Source organism: Erwinia phyllosphaerae (assembly GCF_019132875.1).
Lineage (GTDB): Bacteria > Pseudomonadota > Gammaproteobacteria > Enterobacterales > Enterobacteriaceae > Erwinia > Erwinia phyllosphaerae.
The window spans coordinates 343,199-361,945 of sequence record NZ_JAHSPF010000004.1; the positions used below are offsets into that span (position 1 = coordinate 343,199).

Consider the following 18,747-nt stretch of genomic DNA (forward strand, 5'->3'; position numbering starts at 1 on the left):
TCCCCAATCCGGCTTTTTACTTGCCGCGAGACGGTTAATCGCGTAAAACTGTCTGCCGCTCTTAGGCCACGAAAACGTTGAGATTATGTTCCAGGATAACCCGCTGCTCGCGCAGCTCAAAGAGAAACTCCACTCCCAGACGCCGCGTGTTGAAGGTGTGGTAAAAGGCACCGAAAAAGGCTTCGGCTTTCTGGAAGTCGATGCACAGAAAAGCTATTTTATTCCGCCGCCGTTTATGAAAAAAGTCATGCACGGCGACCGTATTATTGCGGTGCTGCAAACCGATAAGGATCGTGAAGTCGCCGATCCGGAAAAACTCGTTGAGCCTTTTCTGACGCGTTTTGTGGGCCGCGTGCAAAAGAAAGACGACCGTCTTTCCATCGTTCCCGATCATCCGCTGCTGAAAGACGCTATCCAGTGCCGTCCTGATCGTAACTGCAAGCATGATTTTCAGGCTGGCGACTGGGCCGTAGCGGAGATGAAACGCCATCCGCTGAAAGGCGACCGCACTTTCTATGCCGAGCTGACCACGTTTATCACCAACGCTGACGACCATCTGGCGCCGTGGTGGGTCACGCTTTCTCGTCATAACCTGGAACGTGAAGCGCCGCAGGCGGCTACCGGCGAAATGCTGGATGAGCAGCTGGAACGGGAAGATCTGACCGGACTGGATTTTGTCACTATCGACAGCGCCAGCACTGAAGATATGGACGATGCGCTCTACGTTGAAGCGCTGCCGGAAGGCCAGCTTCGTCTGACCATCGCTATCGCCGATCCTACCGCCTTTGTCGCTGCTGACAGCGAGCTGGATGCTATCGCCGCCGAGCGTTCGTTTACCAATTATCTGCCGGGCTTTAATATCCCGATGCTGCCCCGCGAGCTGTCTGACAATGTCTGCTCGCTGCGACCAAACGAGCGTCGTCCGGTGCTGGCCTGTCGCGTAACCGTGGCAGCCGACGGCACGCTGGGCGAAGATACCCAGTTTTTTGCGGCCTGGATCGAGTCTAAAGCCAAACTGGCCTACGACAACGTTTCTGACTGGCTGGAAAACAGCGGCGGGTGGCAGCCGGAAAGCGAAGCGATTGCTGAGCAGATCCGCCTGCTGCACCAGCTGTGCCTGGCGCGCAGCGAATGGCGTAAAACCCATGCGCTGGTCTTTAAGGATCGTCCGGACTTCCGCTTCCTGCTGGGCGAGAAAGGCGAAGTGCTGGATATTATTGCCGAGCATCGCCGCATCGCTAACCGCATCGTTGAAGAAGCGATGATCACCGCCAATATCTGCGCCGCCACCGTGCTGCGTGACAAGCTGGGCTTTGGTATCTACAACATTCATCACGGTTTTGACCTGGTGAATGCTGAACAGGCCGCCAGCGTGCTGGAAAACCACGGCGTGAAGGTCGACCCGCAGGCCATCGCAACGCTGGAAGGCTTCCGCGTGCTGCGTCGCGAGCTGGACGCGCAGCCGACCCAGTTCCTCGACAGCCGCATTCGCCGTTTCCAGTCCTTTGCCGAAATCGGCATTGAGCCAGGCCCGCACTTTGGTCTGGGACTGGAAGCCTATGCGACCTGGACCTCACCGATCCGTAAGTATGGCGATATGATTAACCATCGCCTGCTGAAAGCGATGATCAAAGGCGAAGCGGCCACGCGTCCGCAGGACGAGATTACCGTGAAGATGAGCGAGCGTCGCCGTCTGAACCGTATGGCAGAGCGTGACGTGGGCGACTGGCTCTACTCCCGTTTTCTGGAGAAAGCGGCCGGCACCGACCAGCGTTTTGCGGCAGAAGTCATTGACGTCTCTCGCGGCGGTATGCGTGTTCGCCTGACCGATAACGGCGCCGTCGCCTTTATCCCTGCGCCATTCATTCATGCGGTGCGTGATGAGCTGGTGTGTAGTCAGGAAAACGGCACCGTGCAGATCAAAGGTGAAGTGGTGTACCGCGTCACCGACCAGATCGAAGTCACTATTGCGGAAGTTCGTATGGAAACCCGCAGCATCGTGGCGCGTCCGGTAGCCTGATAGCTTAAACAGGCGGGAGCCCTTTCCCGCCTGTCCTCTTCCCTCGTCACGTTCTTAATCCCCCTTCGCTTTCCCCTTTTACCTTCGTCCCGACAGTAAATTGTCACCAGGGCGCACGCTCGCCGTCAAAATAAAACCCGGCAGTGCCCGCAGCATGTTCAGGCTCCAGCAGCCAGACGATACCCGCCGCGGCCTGGGCAACGGTTCTGTAGCCTGTGTGCCCGTTAAAATCGGTTGCGGTATAGCCGGGATCGACAGCGTTAACGCTGATGCCAAACGGTGCCAGCTCTTTAGCAAAGGCGACGGTAACCGCGTTCAGGGCCGTTTTCGAACTGGTGTAGCCCATTGCCTCAACTTTGGCATAAGGATGCGTCAGATCGGTAACCCAGCTTAGCGAACCTAAGCCGCTGCTGACCATGACGACATGGGCATCGCCAGCCGCTTTAAGCAGCGGCAGAAAGGTTTGGGTCATGCGTATTGCGCCGAAGACGTTCGTTTCGTAAACGCTTTGAATATCCGCAATGCTTTGCCTGCTGGGCAATACGGGCTGTGCGCCCGAAATACCGGCGTTGTTAATCAAAACGTCCAGCCGGCCATCTTCGTTCAGGATACGCTCAGCCGCTGCCCTCACGCTGTTATCCTGCGTAACATCCACCACCACCAGCCGGGCATCGATGTTTTCCGCCGTCAGGCTGGCTACCGCAGCGCGGCCACGGCCTTCATCGCGGCTTCCCAGCCAGATACGGTAGCCCAGCTGCCCCAGCTGCCGGGCCGTTTCAAAGCCGATGCTTTTGTTTGCGCCGGTGATGACAACATTTTTTTTGCTCATTTCAGTCTCCACGATGATGTTATGAGGCGGTTTGCACCCTCTGTTCGCTGTGCTGTTCCCTGGTCTTAACGTTATAGCCTGCGCGGCACTGTTTGATAACGGGGGCAAAAGCGAATAGCCTGATCGCTGTGGCGAACAATAAGGATTGAGCTGGCATGCAGGATTTGACGGTATTTCTCGCGGTTTTCGAACAGAAGAGTTTTCGGGCGGCGGCCAGACAGCTGAACCTTTCTCCGTCGACCGTTAGCGAAAGGATTACCGCACTGGAAAAGAGTCTTGGCGTGCCGTTGCTGATCCGTACTACCCGTAGCGTAATGCCAACGGACGCAGGACGTGCGCTGGCAGATCGCGTTTCTCCCCTGCTGTCCGAAATGCGCGTGGCGCTACAGGATGTAGCCAGTTCACAGCAGAGCGTGCGTGGCGTGCTGAAGCTAAACGTGACGGGCGCGGTGATGGTTGACATTCTGCCACCGCTGCTGGAACGCTTTCTTGCACGCCATCCGCAGCTACAGGTAGAAATTATGGTCGATGACCGGCTGGTTGACGTGACTTCCGCAGGCTGTGACGCGGGCATTCGCTATGGCGAACATCTGGCGAAGGATACTATCGCCGTTCCCGTCGGCCCCAGAACGCAGCGCCTGGCGCTGGCCGCTTCCCCCGCTTATCTGACCGTACGCGGCTTGCCTTTGCATCCTACGGATCTGCTTGAGCACGACTGTATACGCCTGAGGTTTTCCAGCGGCGCGCTGGTCGCCTGGGATTTTAAGCGAAACGGTGAAACGGTCAGCATCAATCCTTCCGCCCGCTTAACGATTGGGGTCAACGGGGCCGCTGCCGCTATTGACCTGGCGCGCAGCGGCAATGGCGTAATCGCCACCTTTGAAAACTGGTTGCAGCCGCACTTGCAAAGCGGCGATCTGATAGCGGTGCTGCCCGAATGGTGGACCGAATTTGAAGGCCCGTGGCTCTATTTTTCCAGTCGCTTTATGTCTGCACCGCTGCGCGCTTTCGTGGATTTTCTTGCTGAAACACGTCGATGATTTTTCGGCACAACCTCTCTGGCTGAGGCCGCGCAACCGCGAAAAAAGCGTCTGCCTCACACTTCTCTCTCGCCCCGCTTTCACTAACAAACTATCAACATTACTTTCTACGTTACCTCTCTGGGAGATAACAAGGAATTTTGTCATGAGCAAAGTTAAATCGGCCATCGTCTGGACCGGCGTGGTCATTATCGGCGCGGGGGCATTTGCCATGCTGGCGCTGAGCCGCGGCGAACACGTTAACGCGCTATGGCTGGTGGTGGCAGCCGTTGCCTGCTACAGCATCGCCTGGCGCTTCTACAGCCGTTTTATTGCCGATAAGGTGTTTGAGCTGGATGACCGTCGCCTGACGCCTGCCGAGCGGTTAAACGACGGTCTGGATTACGTGCCTACCAATAAATGGGTGCTGTTCGGCCATCATTTTGCCGCCATTGCCGGGGCGGGGCCGCTGGTCGGGCCAATTCTGGCCGCGCAGATGGGGTTTCTGCCCGGAACCTTGTGGATCCTGATCGGCGTCATGCTGGCAGGCGCGGTGCAGGATTTCCTGATTTTGTTTATTTCTACCCGGCGCGACGGACGTTCGCTGGGCGAGATGGCAAAACAGGAGCTGGGCGCTTTTGCGGGCGTTGTCACCATGCTCGGCGCGCTGGGCGTGATGATTATTATTCTCTCCGCGCTGGCGTTAGTGGTCGTTAAGGCCCTGGCCAACAGTCCATGGGGATTATTTACTATTGCCGCGACTATTCCCATTGCGCTGTTTATGGGCGTCTATATGCGCTTTTTACGGCCCGGAAAAATCGCTGAGGTTTCGCTGATTGGCTTTGTGTTGATGATGGCCGCTATTCTGTACGGCGGCAATATCGCGCTGCATCCGTTCTGGGGGCCTTTTTTTACGCTGAAAGGTACCACGCTAACGTGGGTGCTGGTGGTTTATGGCTTCGTCGCTTCCGTTCTGCCGGTCTGGCTGCTGCTGGCACCGCGCGACTATTTGTCTACCTTTCTGAAAATTGGCGTTATCGTCGGGCTGGCAATAGGCATCCTGTTTGCCATGCCTGAAATGAAAATGCCCGCCGTCACGCGTTTTATCGACGGTAGCGGCCCGGTCTTTTCCGGCAGCCTGTTCCCTTTTCTGTTTATTACTATCGCCTGCGGCGCTATCTCCGGCTTTCATGCGCTGGTGTCCAGCGGTACCACGCCTAAACTGATTGAACGAGAAAGCCATATTCGCATGATTGGCTACGGCGCGATGCTGATGGAGTCCTTTGTCGCCATTATGGCGCTGATCTGCGCCTCGGTGATTGAGCCCGGCGTCTATTTTGCCATGAACTCGCCTGCGGCGCTGATTGGCTCGACCGTTGAATCCGCGTCGCAGGCCATCAACGGCTGGGGCTTTGTGGTTACGCCAGAGATGCTGAGCGGCATTGCCAGAGACGTGGGCGAAGCGACTATTCTTTCTCGTGCTGGCGGCGCGCCAACCTTCGCCGTGGGTATGGCGCATATCATTACCGATGTGTTTAACAGCCGCGCAATGATGGCGTTCTGGTATCACTTTGCCATTCTCTTTGAAGCGCTGTTTATTTTGACCGCCGTCGATGCCGGAACGCGCGCCTGCCGTTTTATGGTGCAGGATCTGGCAGGCACCGTCGTGCCATCGCTGGCGAATAATCGTTCCTGGCTCGGCAATCTGGCGGGCACTGCCGTCGCCGTCGCCGGCTGGGGGTTTTTTGTTTATCAGGGCGTGGTCGATCCGCTTGGCGGAATCAATACGCTGTGGCCGCTGTTTGGCATTGGTAACCAGATGCTGGCTTCAATGGCGCTGATCCTCGGCACCGTGGTGCTGTTTAAGATGAAAAAGCAGCGCTACGCGTGGGTAACGATTCTGCCTACGGCCTGGCTCTTTATTACTTCAATGTATGCGGGCTGGCAGAAAATTTTTCATGAAAAACCCGCCATCGGTTTTCTGGCTCAGGCGCGGAAATTTTCCCTGGGCATTGAAAATGGGCAGGTTATCGCGCCAGCTAAATCCATTGCGGATATGCAGACCATTGTGCTCAGCAATCAAATTAACGCCGCGCTTTGCGCCTTTTTTATGCTGGTTGCGGTAACCATGCTCGTCGCGGCTTTCTTTGTGATTCGGCGCGCGCTGAAAAATCCTTTGCCTGGCGTGCATGAAGCGAAAATCTCTTTGAGAAATGAGGTGCATCGTGTCTGAATACGTTTTTGCCTGTCGAATAAAACGTCCGCTGCGTATCCAGCGCTGTCGTCCTCTGTCAGCGGCTGTAACAAAAGAAACATTAACATTACGTTTGCTGTTAACACGCGTGGCGCAATGTTTTCGTCTGATGGTTGGCGTTCAGGACTATCAAAATTATTTACGCCATATGCAGCAGCGCCAGAGCCATCTTAAGCCTATGACGGAGAAAGAGTTTCACCGTTACTGCCTGGAGGCGCGCTTTCCTTGCAAAGCAGGAAAGTTAGGCAAATGTCCCTGTTAACTATTGCCCCCAATGCCGCTATCGGGGGCGTTTTTGTCCCGGTTAATTCACGGCATAAAAAATATCTTCAACATTGCGCTTGAGATTCTGCTGTTTGCCGAATACTGTTGCTAAAATAAGAAGATACAGCCTGTATTGCATTCTCCAGGGAGAAATCTGATGACCGATGAGCAAGGGCAATCATTACTTTATACCTGGTTTGGTACTAACAGCCCTCATTGGCGTTTAAAGTCCGACAGTGACGCTCTTTTATTTGCTGAGGATGAATCGGCTGACACACACGTAGTTATCCCCTTAACGTCGTCACAGGCTAATCAGCTGCGTGCGATGACGGTTATTACCTCCAGCGTGAATCTTACGGTTTACCTGTATGGTGAGCCTCAGTCCATGCATCTGGTCGGGCGACGCGTCAACCAGACGGAATGGGCCGGTAGCGCTTCTGCCTGGGGCGATACCGAGAGCGTGGCGCGCGATCTGGCGCTGGGCCTCTCTTTTGCTGAACAGGTAGTATCAGAAGCCAATTCGGTGATTGTGATCCTCGATCAGCGCGGCAATATCCAGCGCTTTAACCGTAAGAGTGAAGAGTATACCGGCCTGAAAGAGCAGGAAGTAATTGGTCGTAACGTGTTTCAGCTGTTTATGACTCGTCAGGAAGCGGCGTCGTCGCGCCGCAACATCAGTGGTTTTTACCGCGACGGCAACTCCTATGAGGTCGAACGCTGGGTAAAAACTCGTCAGGGTCAGCGTTTATTTTTGTTCAGAAACAAGTTTGTGCACAGCGGCAGCGGCAAAAATGAAATTTATCTCATCTGCTCCGGCACGGATATTACGGAAGAGCGCCGCGCGCAGGAGCGTTTGCGCGTGCTGGCGAACACCGACAGCATTACCGGCCTGCCTAACCGTAACGCCATCAATAACGCCATCGCCGAGGCGCTGGAGAAGGAAACGCCGCAGCAGATCGGCATTGTTTATCTCGACCTGGATAATTTTAAAAAGGTCAACGACGCCTACGGCCACATGTTCGGCGACCAGCTGCTTAAAGCCGTTTCGCTGGCTATCCTCAGCTGTCTTGGCGAAGACCAAACGCTGGCGCGGCTGGGCGGCGATGAGTTTCTGGTGCTGGCTATTGGCACCACGCAGGCCGAGCTGGAGGCGATGTCTACCCGCATCCTGGACCGGCTGAAGCAGCCTTTCCGCATCGGTTTGATTGAGGTCTATTCCGGCTGTTCAATCGGTATCGCGCTGAGCCCGCAGCATGGCGAAGATCGCGAAAGCCTGATCCGCAACGCGGATACCGCCATGTATACCGCGAAGGAGAGCGGCCGCGGCAAGTTCTGTATTTTTGCGGCGGAAATGAATAAGCGCGTGTTCGAGTATCTGTGGCTGGATACCAATTTACGTAAGGCGCTGGAGCAGGATCAGCTGATTATCCATTATCAGCCCAAGCTGAATAAGGCGGGTGAAGTGCACAGCGTCGAGGCGCTGGTTCGCTGGATTTCGCCGGAACGGGGTCTGGTCTCGCCAGCCGACTTTATCTCGTACGCCGAAGAGTCCGGCCTGATTGTGCCGCTTGGTCGCTGGGTAATGCTGACGGCGCTGGCGCAGATTCTGGCGTGGCGCACAAAAGGCATCAATCTGCGCGTGGCCGTTAACGTCTCGCCGCGTCAGCTTATCGATGAATCTATTTATACCGATCTGCAACAGGCGCTCAATAAAGCCAGACTGACAGACTGCCCTGTCGATATTGAGCTAACCGAAAGCTGTCTGATTGAAAACGAAAAGCAGGCGCTGACGTTAATGAAGCAGTTTCAACAGCTGGGCGCGCAGGTTCACCTTGATGATTTTGGCACAGGCTATTCGTCACTTTCCCAGCTGGCGCGCGTGCCGATTAACGCCATTAAGCTCGATCAAAGCTTTATTCGCGATGTGAATGAGCAACCCGTTTCCCAGTCGCTGGTGCGGGCTATCGTGGCGGTGGCCAAGGCGCTGAATTTAGAGGTTATTGCTGAAGGAATTGAAACGCCGGAGGAAGAAGCCTTTATCCTGGCGAGCGGTGTTGATGCTCGCCAGGGGTTTTTATACGCCAGGCCTATGCCCGCAGCCGAGCTGGAGCAGTGGCTGGCAAAACGTGACGGTTAGCCTGCTTTACGCATGACCTGCGCGCTGTGGCGATCCTGCAGCTGAACCAGCCGCTCCATATAGGCGATATCCTTGGGTTCGATAGAAAAGGCAAAATCTACCCAGTCTTCTGTAATATCCATCAGTTCCGCCCGCGTCAGCTGAAGTACGCGCTGACGCGCTTTTAACATCGCCCTGACGCCGTTGAGTTTAGGCTTCATGGTATCGATAAAAGTACGGGTGGTTTGATAGCCCTCGCCCGGCTGGAACAGCCGATCGACCAGACCGCGCGTTTCAAACCATTCCGCCGAATGCGACTCGCCTTCACAAATCAGCTCTTCCGCCAGCTTCATACCCGCACGACGGGCGACCAGTGAATAGCCGCCCATGCCCGGAAACAGGTTAAAGGCGATTTCAGGAAAGCCCATCCGCGCCGTGTCCTGTGCCAGAATGAAATGGTGCGCCAGGGCAGCCTCAAAACCGCCGCCAAGCGCGCTACCTTCAATCATAGCGATGGTCACGGCCCCGGTATCAAAACCTTTAGCCGCTGCGTGTATGCAGTCAACGCACGCGCGTGCGTAGGCACGCAGCGCTTCACGCCGTCCATTTTTAATCGATTCCACGAAGAAACGCAGATCGCCGCCCGCGTTAAACATGGTCGGCACCAGCGAGCCGGTTACCCAAAAGTCTATCGGTAAACCGGAACGCTGGGCCGCATAGCTCAGATTCATGATCTCTTCGATTAGCTCGTGATTGAAGCTGGGCCGCGGCTGTGCGCGCAGCATCATCCATAATGTGCGTCTTCCTTCCTCGTAGTAGGCTGAAAGTTGAGTTGTTTGTCCAGCTTCGCTAAACAGCCTGCAGGTAGTTTGATTAATTACGGTCATATTCTCATCCTCTGTTTATGGGTGCGCTTAAGCGCGCCACAAGCGTAATGCAGAGTCTGAGAAGGCTAAACTTTCTATTGATTTTTAAGGTTAATTATTTCCCTTACCGGCGGTACAACGGCTAATTCGCCAGGAAAATTAAGAATATCGCCACCGTTAAACCCGGATAAAGATTATATTATTTTTCTTCATTTATTTACTTTGCCTGACCATACCATGCCTGACTGCCGTGCTTGCGCAAATAGTGACAGTCCAGCAGCGGCTGCTGGATGGCGGGTAGCGCAGGCGTTAAGAGCTGGCTATAAATCCCCATATAGGCAACTTCTTCCAGTACCACGGCGGAGTGCACAGCCTGCTCCGGCGTTTTTCCCCAGCAGAATGGCCCGTGAGAGTTGACCAGCACGGCGGGAATTGCCAGCGGATCCAGCTCTTTCTGCCGAAAAGTTTCGATAATTACCTGGCCAGTTTCCCATTCATATTTCCCGCCAATTTCTGCGGGCGTCATCTGGCGTGTACAGGGAACCGCGCCATAAAAGTCATCGGCATGCGTGGTGCCCCATGCAGGGATCTCTTTGCCTGCCTGTGCCCAGATAGTGGCGTGGCGCGAATGCGTATGGACGATGCTGCCTACTTCAGGCCAGGCGAGATAGAGTGCGCGGTGCGTAGCGGTATCGGAAGAAGGACGCAGCTGCCCTTCTTTGACCTCGCCGCTTTCCAGGTCAACGACCACCATATCTTCAGCTTTCATTGCCTCGTAGCTGACGCCGGAAGGTTTGATCACCATCAGGCCGCTTTCGCGATCGATAGCGCTGACGTTGCCCCACGTAAAGACCACCAGCCCATGGCGAGGCAGCGCCAGGTTGGCTTCCAGCACCTGTTTTTTCAGATCTTCCAGCATATTGTTTCCTCCACTTTTTTCACCATTGTCCCCGCAGGCGCTTATTCGCGGTATGGAGGCGATCGCTGGATGTGTGGCAGAAACTGGCTGGGTACTTTATTTACCGCTGGAAATTAAGATTTTTTACCTGTGAAGACAATCGGCTATGCTTAGAATACGTGCCAGCAATATCTTTACAGAAATAAGTCTTAAACTTAACAAATGTGACGGTATTGCCGTACGTATAAGATGAAAAGCGGCGCTCCCTGCCCGCGATATTTTACGGCGTTGTTACGTTTTCGTGAGATAAAGCACTAATGATACGTCCGTTCGCGGGTCGAAAGAGCGGGTTCGCCACTATACTTATAATGCTATTCCTGCAGCAGCAATGAATGGAGAAGTGACTATGACAGTAACAATGAAACGTATTACCGCTGGCCTGTTGGCCGCCACGCTGGCGCTTTCTTTGAGCGGATGTTCGCACTGGTCAAAGCGCGATCGCAACACGGCTATCGGCGCAGGCGCCGGTGCAATTGGCGGTTCAATTCTGTCTAACGGCAGCGGACTGGGCACGGTTGGTGGCGCGGCGGTAGGTGGGATTATCGGCCATCAGATCAGCCGCTAACGCGTAGAGTGGGCCGCAGTACTTCACTGCGGCCCTGTAAGCTAGCCCCCGGCCAGTTTTACCTTCATGCCTTTTGCTTCCAGCAGCGTCTTTAACAAATCTCGTTTGTCGCCCTGAATTTCAATGACGCCTTCTTTCACTGCCCCACCGCAGCCGCATTTTTTCTTCAGCTCCGCCGCCAGTTTTTCCAGCTCTGCATCTGCTAAATCCAGTCCGGTAACCAGGCAGACACCTTTGCCTTTACGTCCGCTGGTCTGGCGCTGAATACGCACGATACCGTCACCTTTCGGGCGCGGTGCGGCTTCTTTTGGTTCATCTATACGTCCGGTTTCGGTGGAATAAACCAGACGGCTATTGTTATCGGCCATTATGCCTCCTGAAGTGATGCCAGAATGGCATTCAGCGCGGCGGCAGGGTTGGCAGCCTGGGTCACCGGACGACCAATCACCATATAATCCACGCCAGCCTGCAGAGCCTGCTGCGGCGTCATAATGCGCCGCTGATCGCCCGCTTCGCTGCCGGCCGGACGAATTCCGGGCGTAATCAGCCTGAAATCACTGCCCAGCGCCTGCTTAAAGCGAGCGGCTTCCTGCGCTGAACAGACTACGCCATCCAGGCCGCATTGTTGGGTCAGACGCGCCAGACGTTCTGCATGATCGGCTGGCGAAAGTTCGATACCAATGCCGCGTAAATCCTCTGCTTCCATACTGGTCAGTACGGTGACGGCAATCAGCAAGGGGGCATCTTTGCCAAACGGCAGCAGCGCCTCACGCGCGGCCGTCATCATACGCGCGCCGCCGCTGGCGTGTACGTTAACCATCCACACGCCAAGATCGGCTGCGGCCGCCACGGCATGCGCGGTGGTATTGGGAATATCATGGAATTTCAGATCGAGAAACACCTCAAAGCCGCGCTGCTGGAGATCCCGTACCAGCTGCGGACCAAACAGCGTAAACATCTCTTTGCCTACCTTCAGGCGACAGCTGCCTGGGTCGATGCGGTCAACAAATGCCATGGCGCTGGCGTGATTAGCATAGTCCAGTGCCACCAAGATCCGGGAGCCGTGAGGTGATTGCATAGTAAAACCCTCTGAAATAGAGCACCGCCAGGTGCGAAAGACAAACGGCAAGCATTCTACCTGCGGCGTCATTAAATTCACAGTTTAGCCCGCGTTTTTTCCTTGCTGACCCTAACTGGCTTTAGACGACACAGATGTGTCAGGCGAAGAGATTGTGGCAAAGATTAGTTAGTATGTTGTAACTATTTGGCGGCGATTAAAAAGACCAGCGCTGGCGCTGGCCTTAGGTTACTACTGGCCGTCAAGCCCGCGGATAGGCTTGACCGATGACCATGCGCGACAGGATGGACAGTGCCAGTAAAGCGCATGGGCCGTAAAACCGCACTTATGGCAGCGGTAGCGCGGCTTGGTGCGGATCTGTTCGCCAACCATGTCGCGCAGCACCATCAGGCTCTCTTTTGCCCTGCCGTCTTCCGCTTCGTGAAGGTGATAATCCATCAGGCGGTGGAACACGCGCATGGTCGGATGACGCTGTAGCTGGCGGTTAATATAAAGCTGGGCGACTTCTCCACCCTCGTCGTGTTCGATAATATCGGAGAGGTAAAGCTCAGCTACGGCACCGGTGTTTTCTTCCACGCAGCGCTGCAGGTATTCCGCCCACGCCTGCGGCTGTTGCAGCTGCTGATAGCAGGTTTCCAGCATCTCCAGCGTTTCGCTGACCAGCTCTTTATCCTGCTCAATCACGCGCTGCAAGAATTCCACGGCTTTGGCATACTCGCCCTTCGCCATATGGATGCGCCCCATCATAATGGAGACGCGCGCGCTCTGCCTGTCGGCAGCCTCCCCTTTTTTCAGCAGCCCCATCGCCCGATCGAGATCGTCGCTGCCCATGGCCTGTAGCGCCAGCTCGCAATAAAAGTGGGCAATCTCCATTCGCTGCTTCTCTTTGCCCAGCTTCACCAGCCTTTCAGCGACTTCAATTGCCTTTGGCCAGTCGCTGGTCGCCTGGTGGATCAGCAGCAGCTGTTGCAACGCGCTAATGCGGAAGTCCGTTTCGTCAGTAAGCTGACTAAACATCTCTTCAGCACGATCGTAGAAGCCGGCAGCCATGTAATCGCGCCCCAGCTGTTGAATAGCGAGCAGGCGCTGGTCATAGGTCAGCGAGGCACTTTCCATTAACGCCTGATGAATACGGATGGCGCGGTCAACTTCCCCGCGCGAGCGAAACAGGTTGCCCAGCGTCAGATGCGCCTCAACCGTGCCGCTGTCTTCTTTCAGCATATCCAGGAAGAGATCGACCGCTTTATCCTGCTGATTGGAGAGCAGAAAGTTGACCCCGGCCACGTAATCGCGTGACAGACGGCTCGCCTCCTGCTGTTTCTCCTGCTGTGCGCTTCTGCGTCCCATATACCAACCATAGGCTGCGGCAACGGGCAGTAACAGAAACAGCAGTTCCAACATAGGGTGTTATTCCTTAACGGCAGGCACGGAAGGCGGCGTCGCCGACTCTTCTGCCTGACCCAGCTTTTGCTGAAGACGTTTCAGTTTACGTTGCGAATTGGCCAGCGCGACGCGAAGCCGCAGCCAGAACAGACCGCAAATTGCCCAGCCGATCAGGAAACCCGCAGCAAACAGCGTTGCCAGAAGCGTCGACACCCGATATTGCCCCTGCGCCAGCAGATAGTTGAAGGTGACAACCTGATCGTTATGCGCTCCCAGCGTGATGGAGATAATAAAGATCACTAAAACCAGTAAAAAAATCAGCAAGTATTTCACAGTCCGTCCCATAGTCTGGTGATAACCAGATGAATTATGCCAAAAAATTAGCCCTGTTGCTTGCCTGTTACGTCAGGGGCGCATGAAATAACCGCGCAGGCTAAGGTTATGGGGGCAAATGTTCGCAACACAATCATGCTTCGTCGCGTTCGCTTATTTCCTGCTCTTCCTGCGGCGGCACGGTCAGAGGCCCGCAATAGCGCTGCACCAGCCATGTTGCCAGCGTGACCAGAACCCAGCTAATTAAGGTTGAGGTGATAAGATCGCGTGGCCAGTGCATTCCCAGCGCCAGCCGGCTCCCCATGACGCCAATGGCCCAGGCCACCAGCACAAACATGGTTACGATACGGCGGCGTGGCCAGAGCAATCCGACGGCCAGCAGCGCCCAGCTGGCGGCAAACATGGTATGCCCGGAAGGAAAAGCGTAGCCGGTCTCAAATTCCCAGTGTTTTTTAAGCCAGTCAGGAAGACGAGCATCGCTGGCAATAGCTTCACGCACCTCCACGCTACGCTGCCGACGGTTTTTCTCATAAAAAGCCTGTTCATTCAGCCCGTGATGTTGCTCAAGCCACAGCACGTAGGGGCGTGGTTCCCGCACCTGGTCTTTGATAAAGGTTTTGGTGTACTGCCCGGCCAGAATGGCCGCCACCATAATCAGCAGCAGCACAATGGCAGGCTTAAGCCGATAGCGAAGGCACCATAAAAACCAGGCGCAAAGCACGGCGCTGGTTAGCGCTCCCCAGGGACTGGTTACCGTTTCGGTCAGCCAGAACAGCATCTTGTGGCCAAAGCCGATTTCACCTGGTTGCCACTTCCAGCCTGAGAGCAGAATGCCTACGGGCATGATCAGCAGCAGCAAGGCCGCCAGCGTAGTACGTTTAGCGATGTCGAACATAGCGCTCCCTGAGTTTTTACGATGAAATGCCTTTCATACGACATTATGATAAAAAATAATAACATACTGACTGGAATGCGGTTAATCGCACGCGATGAAAACAATCGCTCGAAGAGATTACCTGTCCCGGTGCCGATTATGGCAATATAACTATTATGAATGATGTCAGCTTATTGACGGCGCAAAATTAGCGCAAACCCTGATGTTTCTGGAGAGTCACATGCAGCTTAAAAGGGTAGCAGAAGCCAAACTGCCCACGCCGTGGGGAGATTTCCTTATGGTTGGTTTTGAAGAACTGGCGACGGGTCACGATCACGTAGCGCTGGTTTATGGCGATATTACGGACAGCGAAGCGGTTTTATCCCGCGTGCATTCAGAATGCCTGACGGGCGATGCGCTGTTCAGCCTGCGCTGCGACTGCGGCTTTCAGCTGGAAGCGGCGCTGAATCATATTGCGGAAGAAGGCCGCGGCGTGCTGCTCTATCACCGCCAGGAAGGACGCAATATCGGCTTGCTGAATAAGATCCGCGCCTATGCATTGCAGGACAAAGGCTTTGATACGGTAGAAGCTAATCACCAGCTCGGCTTTGCTGCCGACGAGCGCGACTTTACCCTGTGCGCGGATATGTTCAAACTGCTCGGCGTAAATGAAGTGCGTTTGCTGACCAATAATCCGCGTAAGGTCGAAATCCTTAGCGAAGCGGGCATCAATATCGTGGAGCGCGTGCCGCTGATTGTCGGGCGTAATCCTGAAAACGCGCACTATCTGGATACCAAGGCCGCTAAAATGGGCCACCTGCTGTCAAAAGAGTAAATCTCCCTTTTTGCCGGGTGCTACCGGAGCCAAAGCGCGTCTGAAAGTGATGCGCTTTGGCTCCGGCTGCACCCGTCAGCCGCAATTTTCCTACATTAATACAATGCCAAAACGGCGCAGCACCCCTGCCCACAGTAAAAAGATAACCACGGTTAGCGCGCAGCTGGCGGCAAGCGTTGGCCAGAATCCCCAGCGCTGATAAAGAAAGGGAAACAGCACAAACATTGGCAGTGTGGGCACCACATACCAGAAGGTATACCAGGCATGGCTGGCGATTTTTGCCTGGCTCTGCCCTTCCAGCTTCATCCAGATAAGCACCAGTACCGTGACCAGCGGCAGCGCCGCGACCAGCCCGCCGAGCCTGTCGCTGCGTTTTGCCACTTCGGATATCAGCACTACCATACCGGCCGTAATAGCATATTTAATAATTACCCAGTACATCACACCCTCAGGTCGGTTATTGGAAGCATTATTTTTATCGCCAGCACAGCAAAGCGCCCCTTTTCAGGGGCGCTGTTTATCTGCCAGTTTGAGTGATTAACCCAACATATTGCGGATTACGTAGTGCAGGATACCATCGTTGCGGTAGTAGGTCAGTTCGTTACCGGTATCGATACGGCAACGGGTTTGTAACTCTTCCTGACTGCCGTCCGCGCGCGTCAGGACAACCTTAACCGTGCCGCCGGGCTTCAGCCGGGTTAAATCGGCTACATCAATCTGCTCATCGCCCGTTAAGCCCAGCGTTTTACGCGTCACGCCTTGCGGGAACTCCAGCGGCAGAATGCCCATTCCGATCAGGTTAGAACGGTGAATACGCTCGAACGATTCGGCAATCACCACGCGAATGCCCAATAAGCGTGGGCCTTTTGCCGCCCAGTCGCGGCTGGAACCGGAGCCATACTCTTTTCCGGCAATGACCGCCAGCGGCGTTCCCTGCTGCTGATATTTCATGGCGGCGTCGTAGATAGCCAGCTGCTCGTCGCCTGGCACAAAGCGAGTTACGCCTCCCTCCACGCCGGGCACCATCTCATTGCGGATACGGATATTGGCGAAGGTACCGCGCATCATAACTTCATGATTACCACGACGAGAACCGTAGGAGTTAAAGTCGCCCCGCTCTACCCCGTTGGCCAGCAAGTAGCGCCCGGCCGGACTTTCCGCCTTAATGCTGCCCGCTGGAGAAATGTGGTCGGTGGTCACCGAGTCGCCAAGGATAGCGAGAATACGGGCGCCCTTGATATCCTCAACCGGTTTCGGCTCTTTTTCCATATCGTCGAAGAACGGCGAAAGCCGAATATAGGTAGAACCTTCATCCCAGTCATAGGTGGCGGCTTCGCTAACCTTGATCTCCTGCCATTCGGGCGTACCTTCAAATACTTCGGCATATTCTTTATGGAACATGTCGGTAGAAACCAGCTGCACAGCTTCAGCAATGGCTTCTGGCGATGGCCAGATATCTTTCAAATAAACGGGTTTACCCGTTTTGTCGGTTCCCAGCGGCTCCGTTTGCAAATTGATATTCATGTTACCGGCCAGCGCATAGGCGACCACCAGCGGCGGCGAGGCCAGCCAGTTAGTTTTTACATATGGATGAATACGGCCCTCAAAGTTACGGTTTCCGGAAAGCACCGCGCCCACCGTTAAATCGCCTTCTTTAATTGCGCTTTCAATTTCATCGGGCAGTGGCCCGGAGTTACCGATACAGGTTGTACAACCATAGCCAACAAGGTTGAATCCCAGCTTATCCAGATAAGGCGTCAATTTTGCCGCTGCCAGGTAATCGGAAACGACTTTCGATCCCGGTGCCAGAGAAGCTTTAACCCAGGGCTTACGGTCAAGTCCAAGCGTCACCGCGTTTTTAGCCAGCAGGCCCGCAGCCATAAGAACGCTTGGATTTGATGTATTGGTACAGGAAGTGATAGCCGAGATAACGACGGCGCCATCTTCCAGCTGATATTCCTGACCTTTTTTGCTGTCGCGATAGCCGATCGGCTTATGCTGTTTTTGCGCGTGATTCACTTCCAGCTCGTTACTGGCCTGAAAAGCCTGCGGCACCTCGCCTAACAATACGCGATCCTGCGGTCTTTTCGGCCCGGCAACGCTTGCCTCAACGGTAGCCATATCCAGCGCCAGCGAGCTGGTAAATACCGGCTCATCGCCCGTATTACGCCACAGTCCCTGCGCTTTCGCATAGGCTTCAACCAGCGCGACCTGTTCACTGCTGCGTCCCGTCAGCGCCATATAGCCAAGCGTTACGTCGTCCAGCGGGAAGAAGCCGCACGTCGCACCATATTCCGGTGCCATATTGGCGATGGTGGCGCGATCGGCCAGCGGCAAGTCATCAAGACCGTCGCCATAAAATTCAACAAACTTCCCTACCACGCCATGCTTACGCAGCATCTGCGTAACGGTCAGTACCAGGTCAGTAGCGGTAATGCCCGGCTTGAGTTTGCCGGTAAGCTTAAAGCCGACCACGTCCGGGATCAGCATGGAAACAGGCTGGCCCAGCATGGCCGCTTCCGCCTCAATACCGCCGACGCCCCACCCCAGCACGCCCAGCGCGTTAATCATGGTGGTATGGGAATCCGTACCGACCAGCGTATCCGGATAGGCAACTTCTTCGCCTGCCAGCGTTTCATGCCAGATAGCTTTACCTAAATATTCCAGATTCACCTGATGGCAGATGCCGGTGCCCGGCGGCACTACACTAAATTTGTTAAAGGCTTTTTGTCCCCAGCGCAGGAAAACGTAGCGTTCGTGGTTGCGCTCCATTTCCAGCCGAACGTTTTCTTCGAAGGCATCGTCGTCGCCAAACTCGTCTACCGTTACCGAGTGGTCAATAACCAAATCGACAGGAGAAAGCGGATTTACTTTTGCCACGTCGCCGCCCAGCCTTTTTACGGCCTCGCGCATGGCGGCAAGATCGACCACGGCAGGCACGCCGGTAAAGTCCTGCATCAGTACGCGTGCAGGACGGTAAGCGATTTCACGATCGGCATGCGCTTGCTTAAGCCAGCCTGCCAGCGCCTGAATATCCTCGGCGGTAACGGAATCCTCATCCTGCCAGCGCAGTAAATTTTCTAACAGAACTTTCAGGGATTTAGGCAGACGAGACAGATCGCCAAGATGCTCGGCGGCTTTGGCCAGGCTGTAAAAATGATAGTGTTGACCTTTTACATCCAGCGCGTCTTTCGTTAATTCACGTAGGGTAGACGACATTACTCCTCCTTATTTGTCTGGTCATAACCTGAGTAATTGCAGGGTCTGATTTAAAGATAGTACAAACTGGGCGTAACGTTTTGATAACATAACCAGAAGCGCGCCAGACCTGAGGCAAAAAAAAAACGCCCCGC

At 54.9% G+C, this 18,747-nt stretch carries 17 protein-coding genes; 7 read left to right on the forward strand and 10 right to left on the reverse strand.

The window, feature by feature from the left end; genetic code table 11:
- The first annotated feature begins 85 nt into the window (after window positions 1-85).
- A complete protein-coding gene (locus KUE00_RS09860; protein WP_246759655.1) occupies window positions 86-2,020 on the forward strand; it encodes an exoribonuclease II in 1,935 nt (644 codons plus the stop codon).
- 103 nt (window positions 2,021-2,123) lie between these two features.
- On the opposite strand, the gene KUE00_RS09865 is transcribed toward KUE00_RS09860, so the two are convergent.
- The gene (locus KUE00_RS09865) at window positions 2,124-2,849 is read right to left on the reverse strand and encodes an SDR family oxidoreductase (RefSeq protein WP_246759656.1); all 726 of its coding nucleotides are present in this window, start codon (window positions 2,847-2,849) and stop codon (window positions 2,124-2,126) included.
- A 155-nt stretch (window positions 2,850-3,004) separates the two neighbouring features.
- Between KUE00_RS09865 and KUE00_RS09870 the strand changes: the two genes are divergently transcribed.
- The 4 genes from KUE00_RS09870 (at window position 3,005) to pdeR (ending at window position 8,523) form a co-directional block, all read left to right on the forward strand.
- Window positions 3,005-3,889 (forward strand): LysR family transcriptional regulator, encoded by an 885-nt coding sequence (locus tag KUE00_RS09870; protein ID WP_246759657.1) that lies wholly within the window; start codon window positions 3,005-3,007, stop codon window positions 3,887-3,889.
- 145 nt (window positions 3,890-4,034) lie between these two features.
- Window positions 4,035-6,101 (forward strand): carbon starvation CstA family protein, encoded by a 2,067-nt coding sequence (locus KUE00_RS09875; RefSeq protein WP_246759658.1) that lies wholly within the window; start codon window positions 4,035-4,037, stop codon window positions 6,099-6,101.
- Window positions 6,082-6,384: a CstA-like transporter-associated (seleno)protein gene (locus KUE00_RS09880; RefSeq protein ID WP_246759659.1), complete on the forward strand. Its 303-nt coding sequence runs from the start codon at window positions 6,082-6,084 to the stop codon at window positions 6,382-6,384. The genes KUE00_RS09875 and KUE00_RS09880 overlap by 20 nt, the downstream gene beginning before the upstream one ends.
- 159 nt (window positions 6,385-6,543) lie before the next feature.
- Window positions 6,544-8,523, forward strand: a complete 1,980-nt coding sequence (pdeR, locus tag KUE00_RS09885; RefSeq protein WP_246759660.1) for a cyclic di-GMP phosphodiesterase — start codon at window positions 6,544-6,546, stop codon at window positions 8,521-8,523.
- On the opposite strand, the gene KUE00_RS09890 is transcribed toward pdeR, so the two are convergent.
- Window positions 8,520-9,389 carry a crotonase/enoyl-CoA hydratase family protein gene (locus KUE00_RS09890; RefSeq protein WP_246759661.1) on the reverse strand — a complete coding sequence of 290 codons (870 nt, stop codon included), beginning with the start codon at window positions 9,387-9,389 and terminating at the stop codon, window positions 8,520-8,522. The genes pdeR and KUE00_RS09890 overlap by 4 nt on opposite strands.
- A gap of 196 nt (window positions 9,390-9,585) precedes the next feature.
- Complete coding sequence (locus KUE00_RS09895; protein WP_246759663.1) at window positions 9,586-10,287, reverse strand: L-ribulose-5-phosphate 4-epimerase; 702 nt, start codon at window positions 10,285-10,287, stop codon at window positions 9,586-9,588.
- A 385-nt stretch (window positions 10,288-10,672) separates the two neighbouring features.
- Between KUE00_RS09895 and osmB the strand changes: the two genes are divergently transcribed.
- Window positions 10,673-10,891, forward strand: coding sequence for an osmotically-inducible lipoprotein OsmB (gene osmB / locus KUE00_RS09900; RefSeq protein WP_246759664.1), 219 nt, complete (start codon window positions 10,673-10,675; stop codon window positions 10,889-10,891).
- A 41-nt stretch (window positions 10,892-10,932) separates the two neighbouring features.
- Here the strand turns inward: osmB and yciH are convergent, their stop codons facing one another.
- The 5 genes from yciH to pgpB all read right to left on the reverse strand — a co-directional run bounded on the left by yciH (window position 10,933) and on the right by pgpB (window position 14,580).
- Window positions 10,933-11,259 carry a stress response translation initiation inhibitor YciH gene (gene yciH / locus KUE00_RS09905; RefSeq protein WP_246759665.1) on the reverse strand — a complete coding sequence of 109 codons (327 nt, stop codon included), beginning with the start codon at window positions 11,257-11,259 and terminating at the stop codon, window positions 10,933-10,935.
- The gene (gene pyrF / locus KUE00_RS09910; RefSeq protein ID WP_425523575.1) at window positions 11,259-12,020 is read right to left on the reverse strand and encodes an orotidine-5'-phosphate decarboxylase; all 762 of its coding nucleotides are present in this window, start codon (window positions 12,018-12,020) and stop codon (window positions 11,259-11,261) included. The genes yciH and pyrF overlap by 1 nt, the downstream gene beginning before the upstream one ends.
- A 180-nt stretch (window positions 12,021-12,200) precedes the next feature.
- Entirely contained in the window at window positions 12,201-13,370 is a 1,170-nt protein-coding gene (gene lapB, locus KUE00_RS09915; RefSeq protein WP_246759667.1) for a lipopolysaccharide assembly protein LapB, read from the reverse strand.
- A 6-nt stretch (window positions 13,371-13,376) separates the two neighbouring features.
- On the reverse strand, window positions 13,377-13,685 hold the full coding sequence (locus tag KUE00_RS09920) for a LapA family protein (RefSeq protein WP_246759668.1): 309 nt from the start codon (window positions 13,683-13,685) through the stop codon (window positions 13,377-13,379).
- Window positions 13,686-13,818: 133 nt separating this feature from the next.
- Window positions 13,819-14,580 carry a phosphatidylglycerophosphatase B gene (gene pgpB / locus KUE00_RS09925; protein WP_246759669.1) on the reverse strand — a complete coding sequence of 254 codons (762 nt, stop codon included), beginning with the start codon at window positions 14,578-14,580 and terminating at the stop codon, window positions 13,819-13,821.
- A 220-nt stretch (window positions 14,581-14,800) separates the two neighbouring features.
- Here pgpB and ribA point away from each other — a divergent pair, with 220 nt between their 5' ends.
- Window positions 14,801-15,394 carry a GTP cyclohydrolase II gene (gene ribA / locus KUE00_RS09930; RefSeq protein WP_246759671.1) on the forward strand — a complete coding sequence of 198 codons (594 nt, stop codon included), beginning with the start codon at window positions 14,801-14,803 and terminating at the stop codon, window positions 15,392-15,394.
- Between the two features lie 90 nt (window positions 15,395-15,484).
- Here the strand turns inward: ribA and KUE00_RS09935 are convergent, their stop codons facing one another.
- Together KUE00_RS09935 and acnA are read right to left on the reverse strand one after the other, a co-directional pair.
- On the reverse strand, window positions 15,485-15,835 hold the full coding sequence (locus KUE00_RS09935; RefSeq protein ID WP_246759673.1) for a DUF3147 family protein: 351 nt from the start codon (window positions 15,833-15,835) through the stop codon (window positions 15,485-15,487).
- Between the two features lie 96 nt (window positions 15,836-15,931).
- Entirely contained in the window at window positions 15,932-18,613 is a 2,682-nt protein-coding gene (acnA, locus tag KUE00_RS09940; protein WP_246759675.1) for an aconitate hydratase AcnA, read from the reverse strand.
- Between the last annotated feature and the right edge of the window lie 134 nt (window positions 18,614-18,747).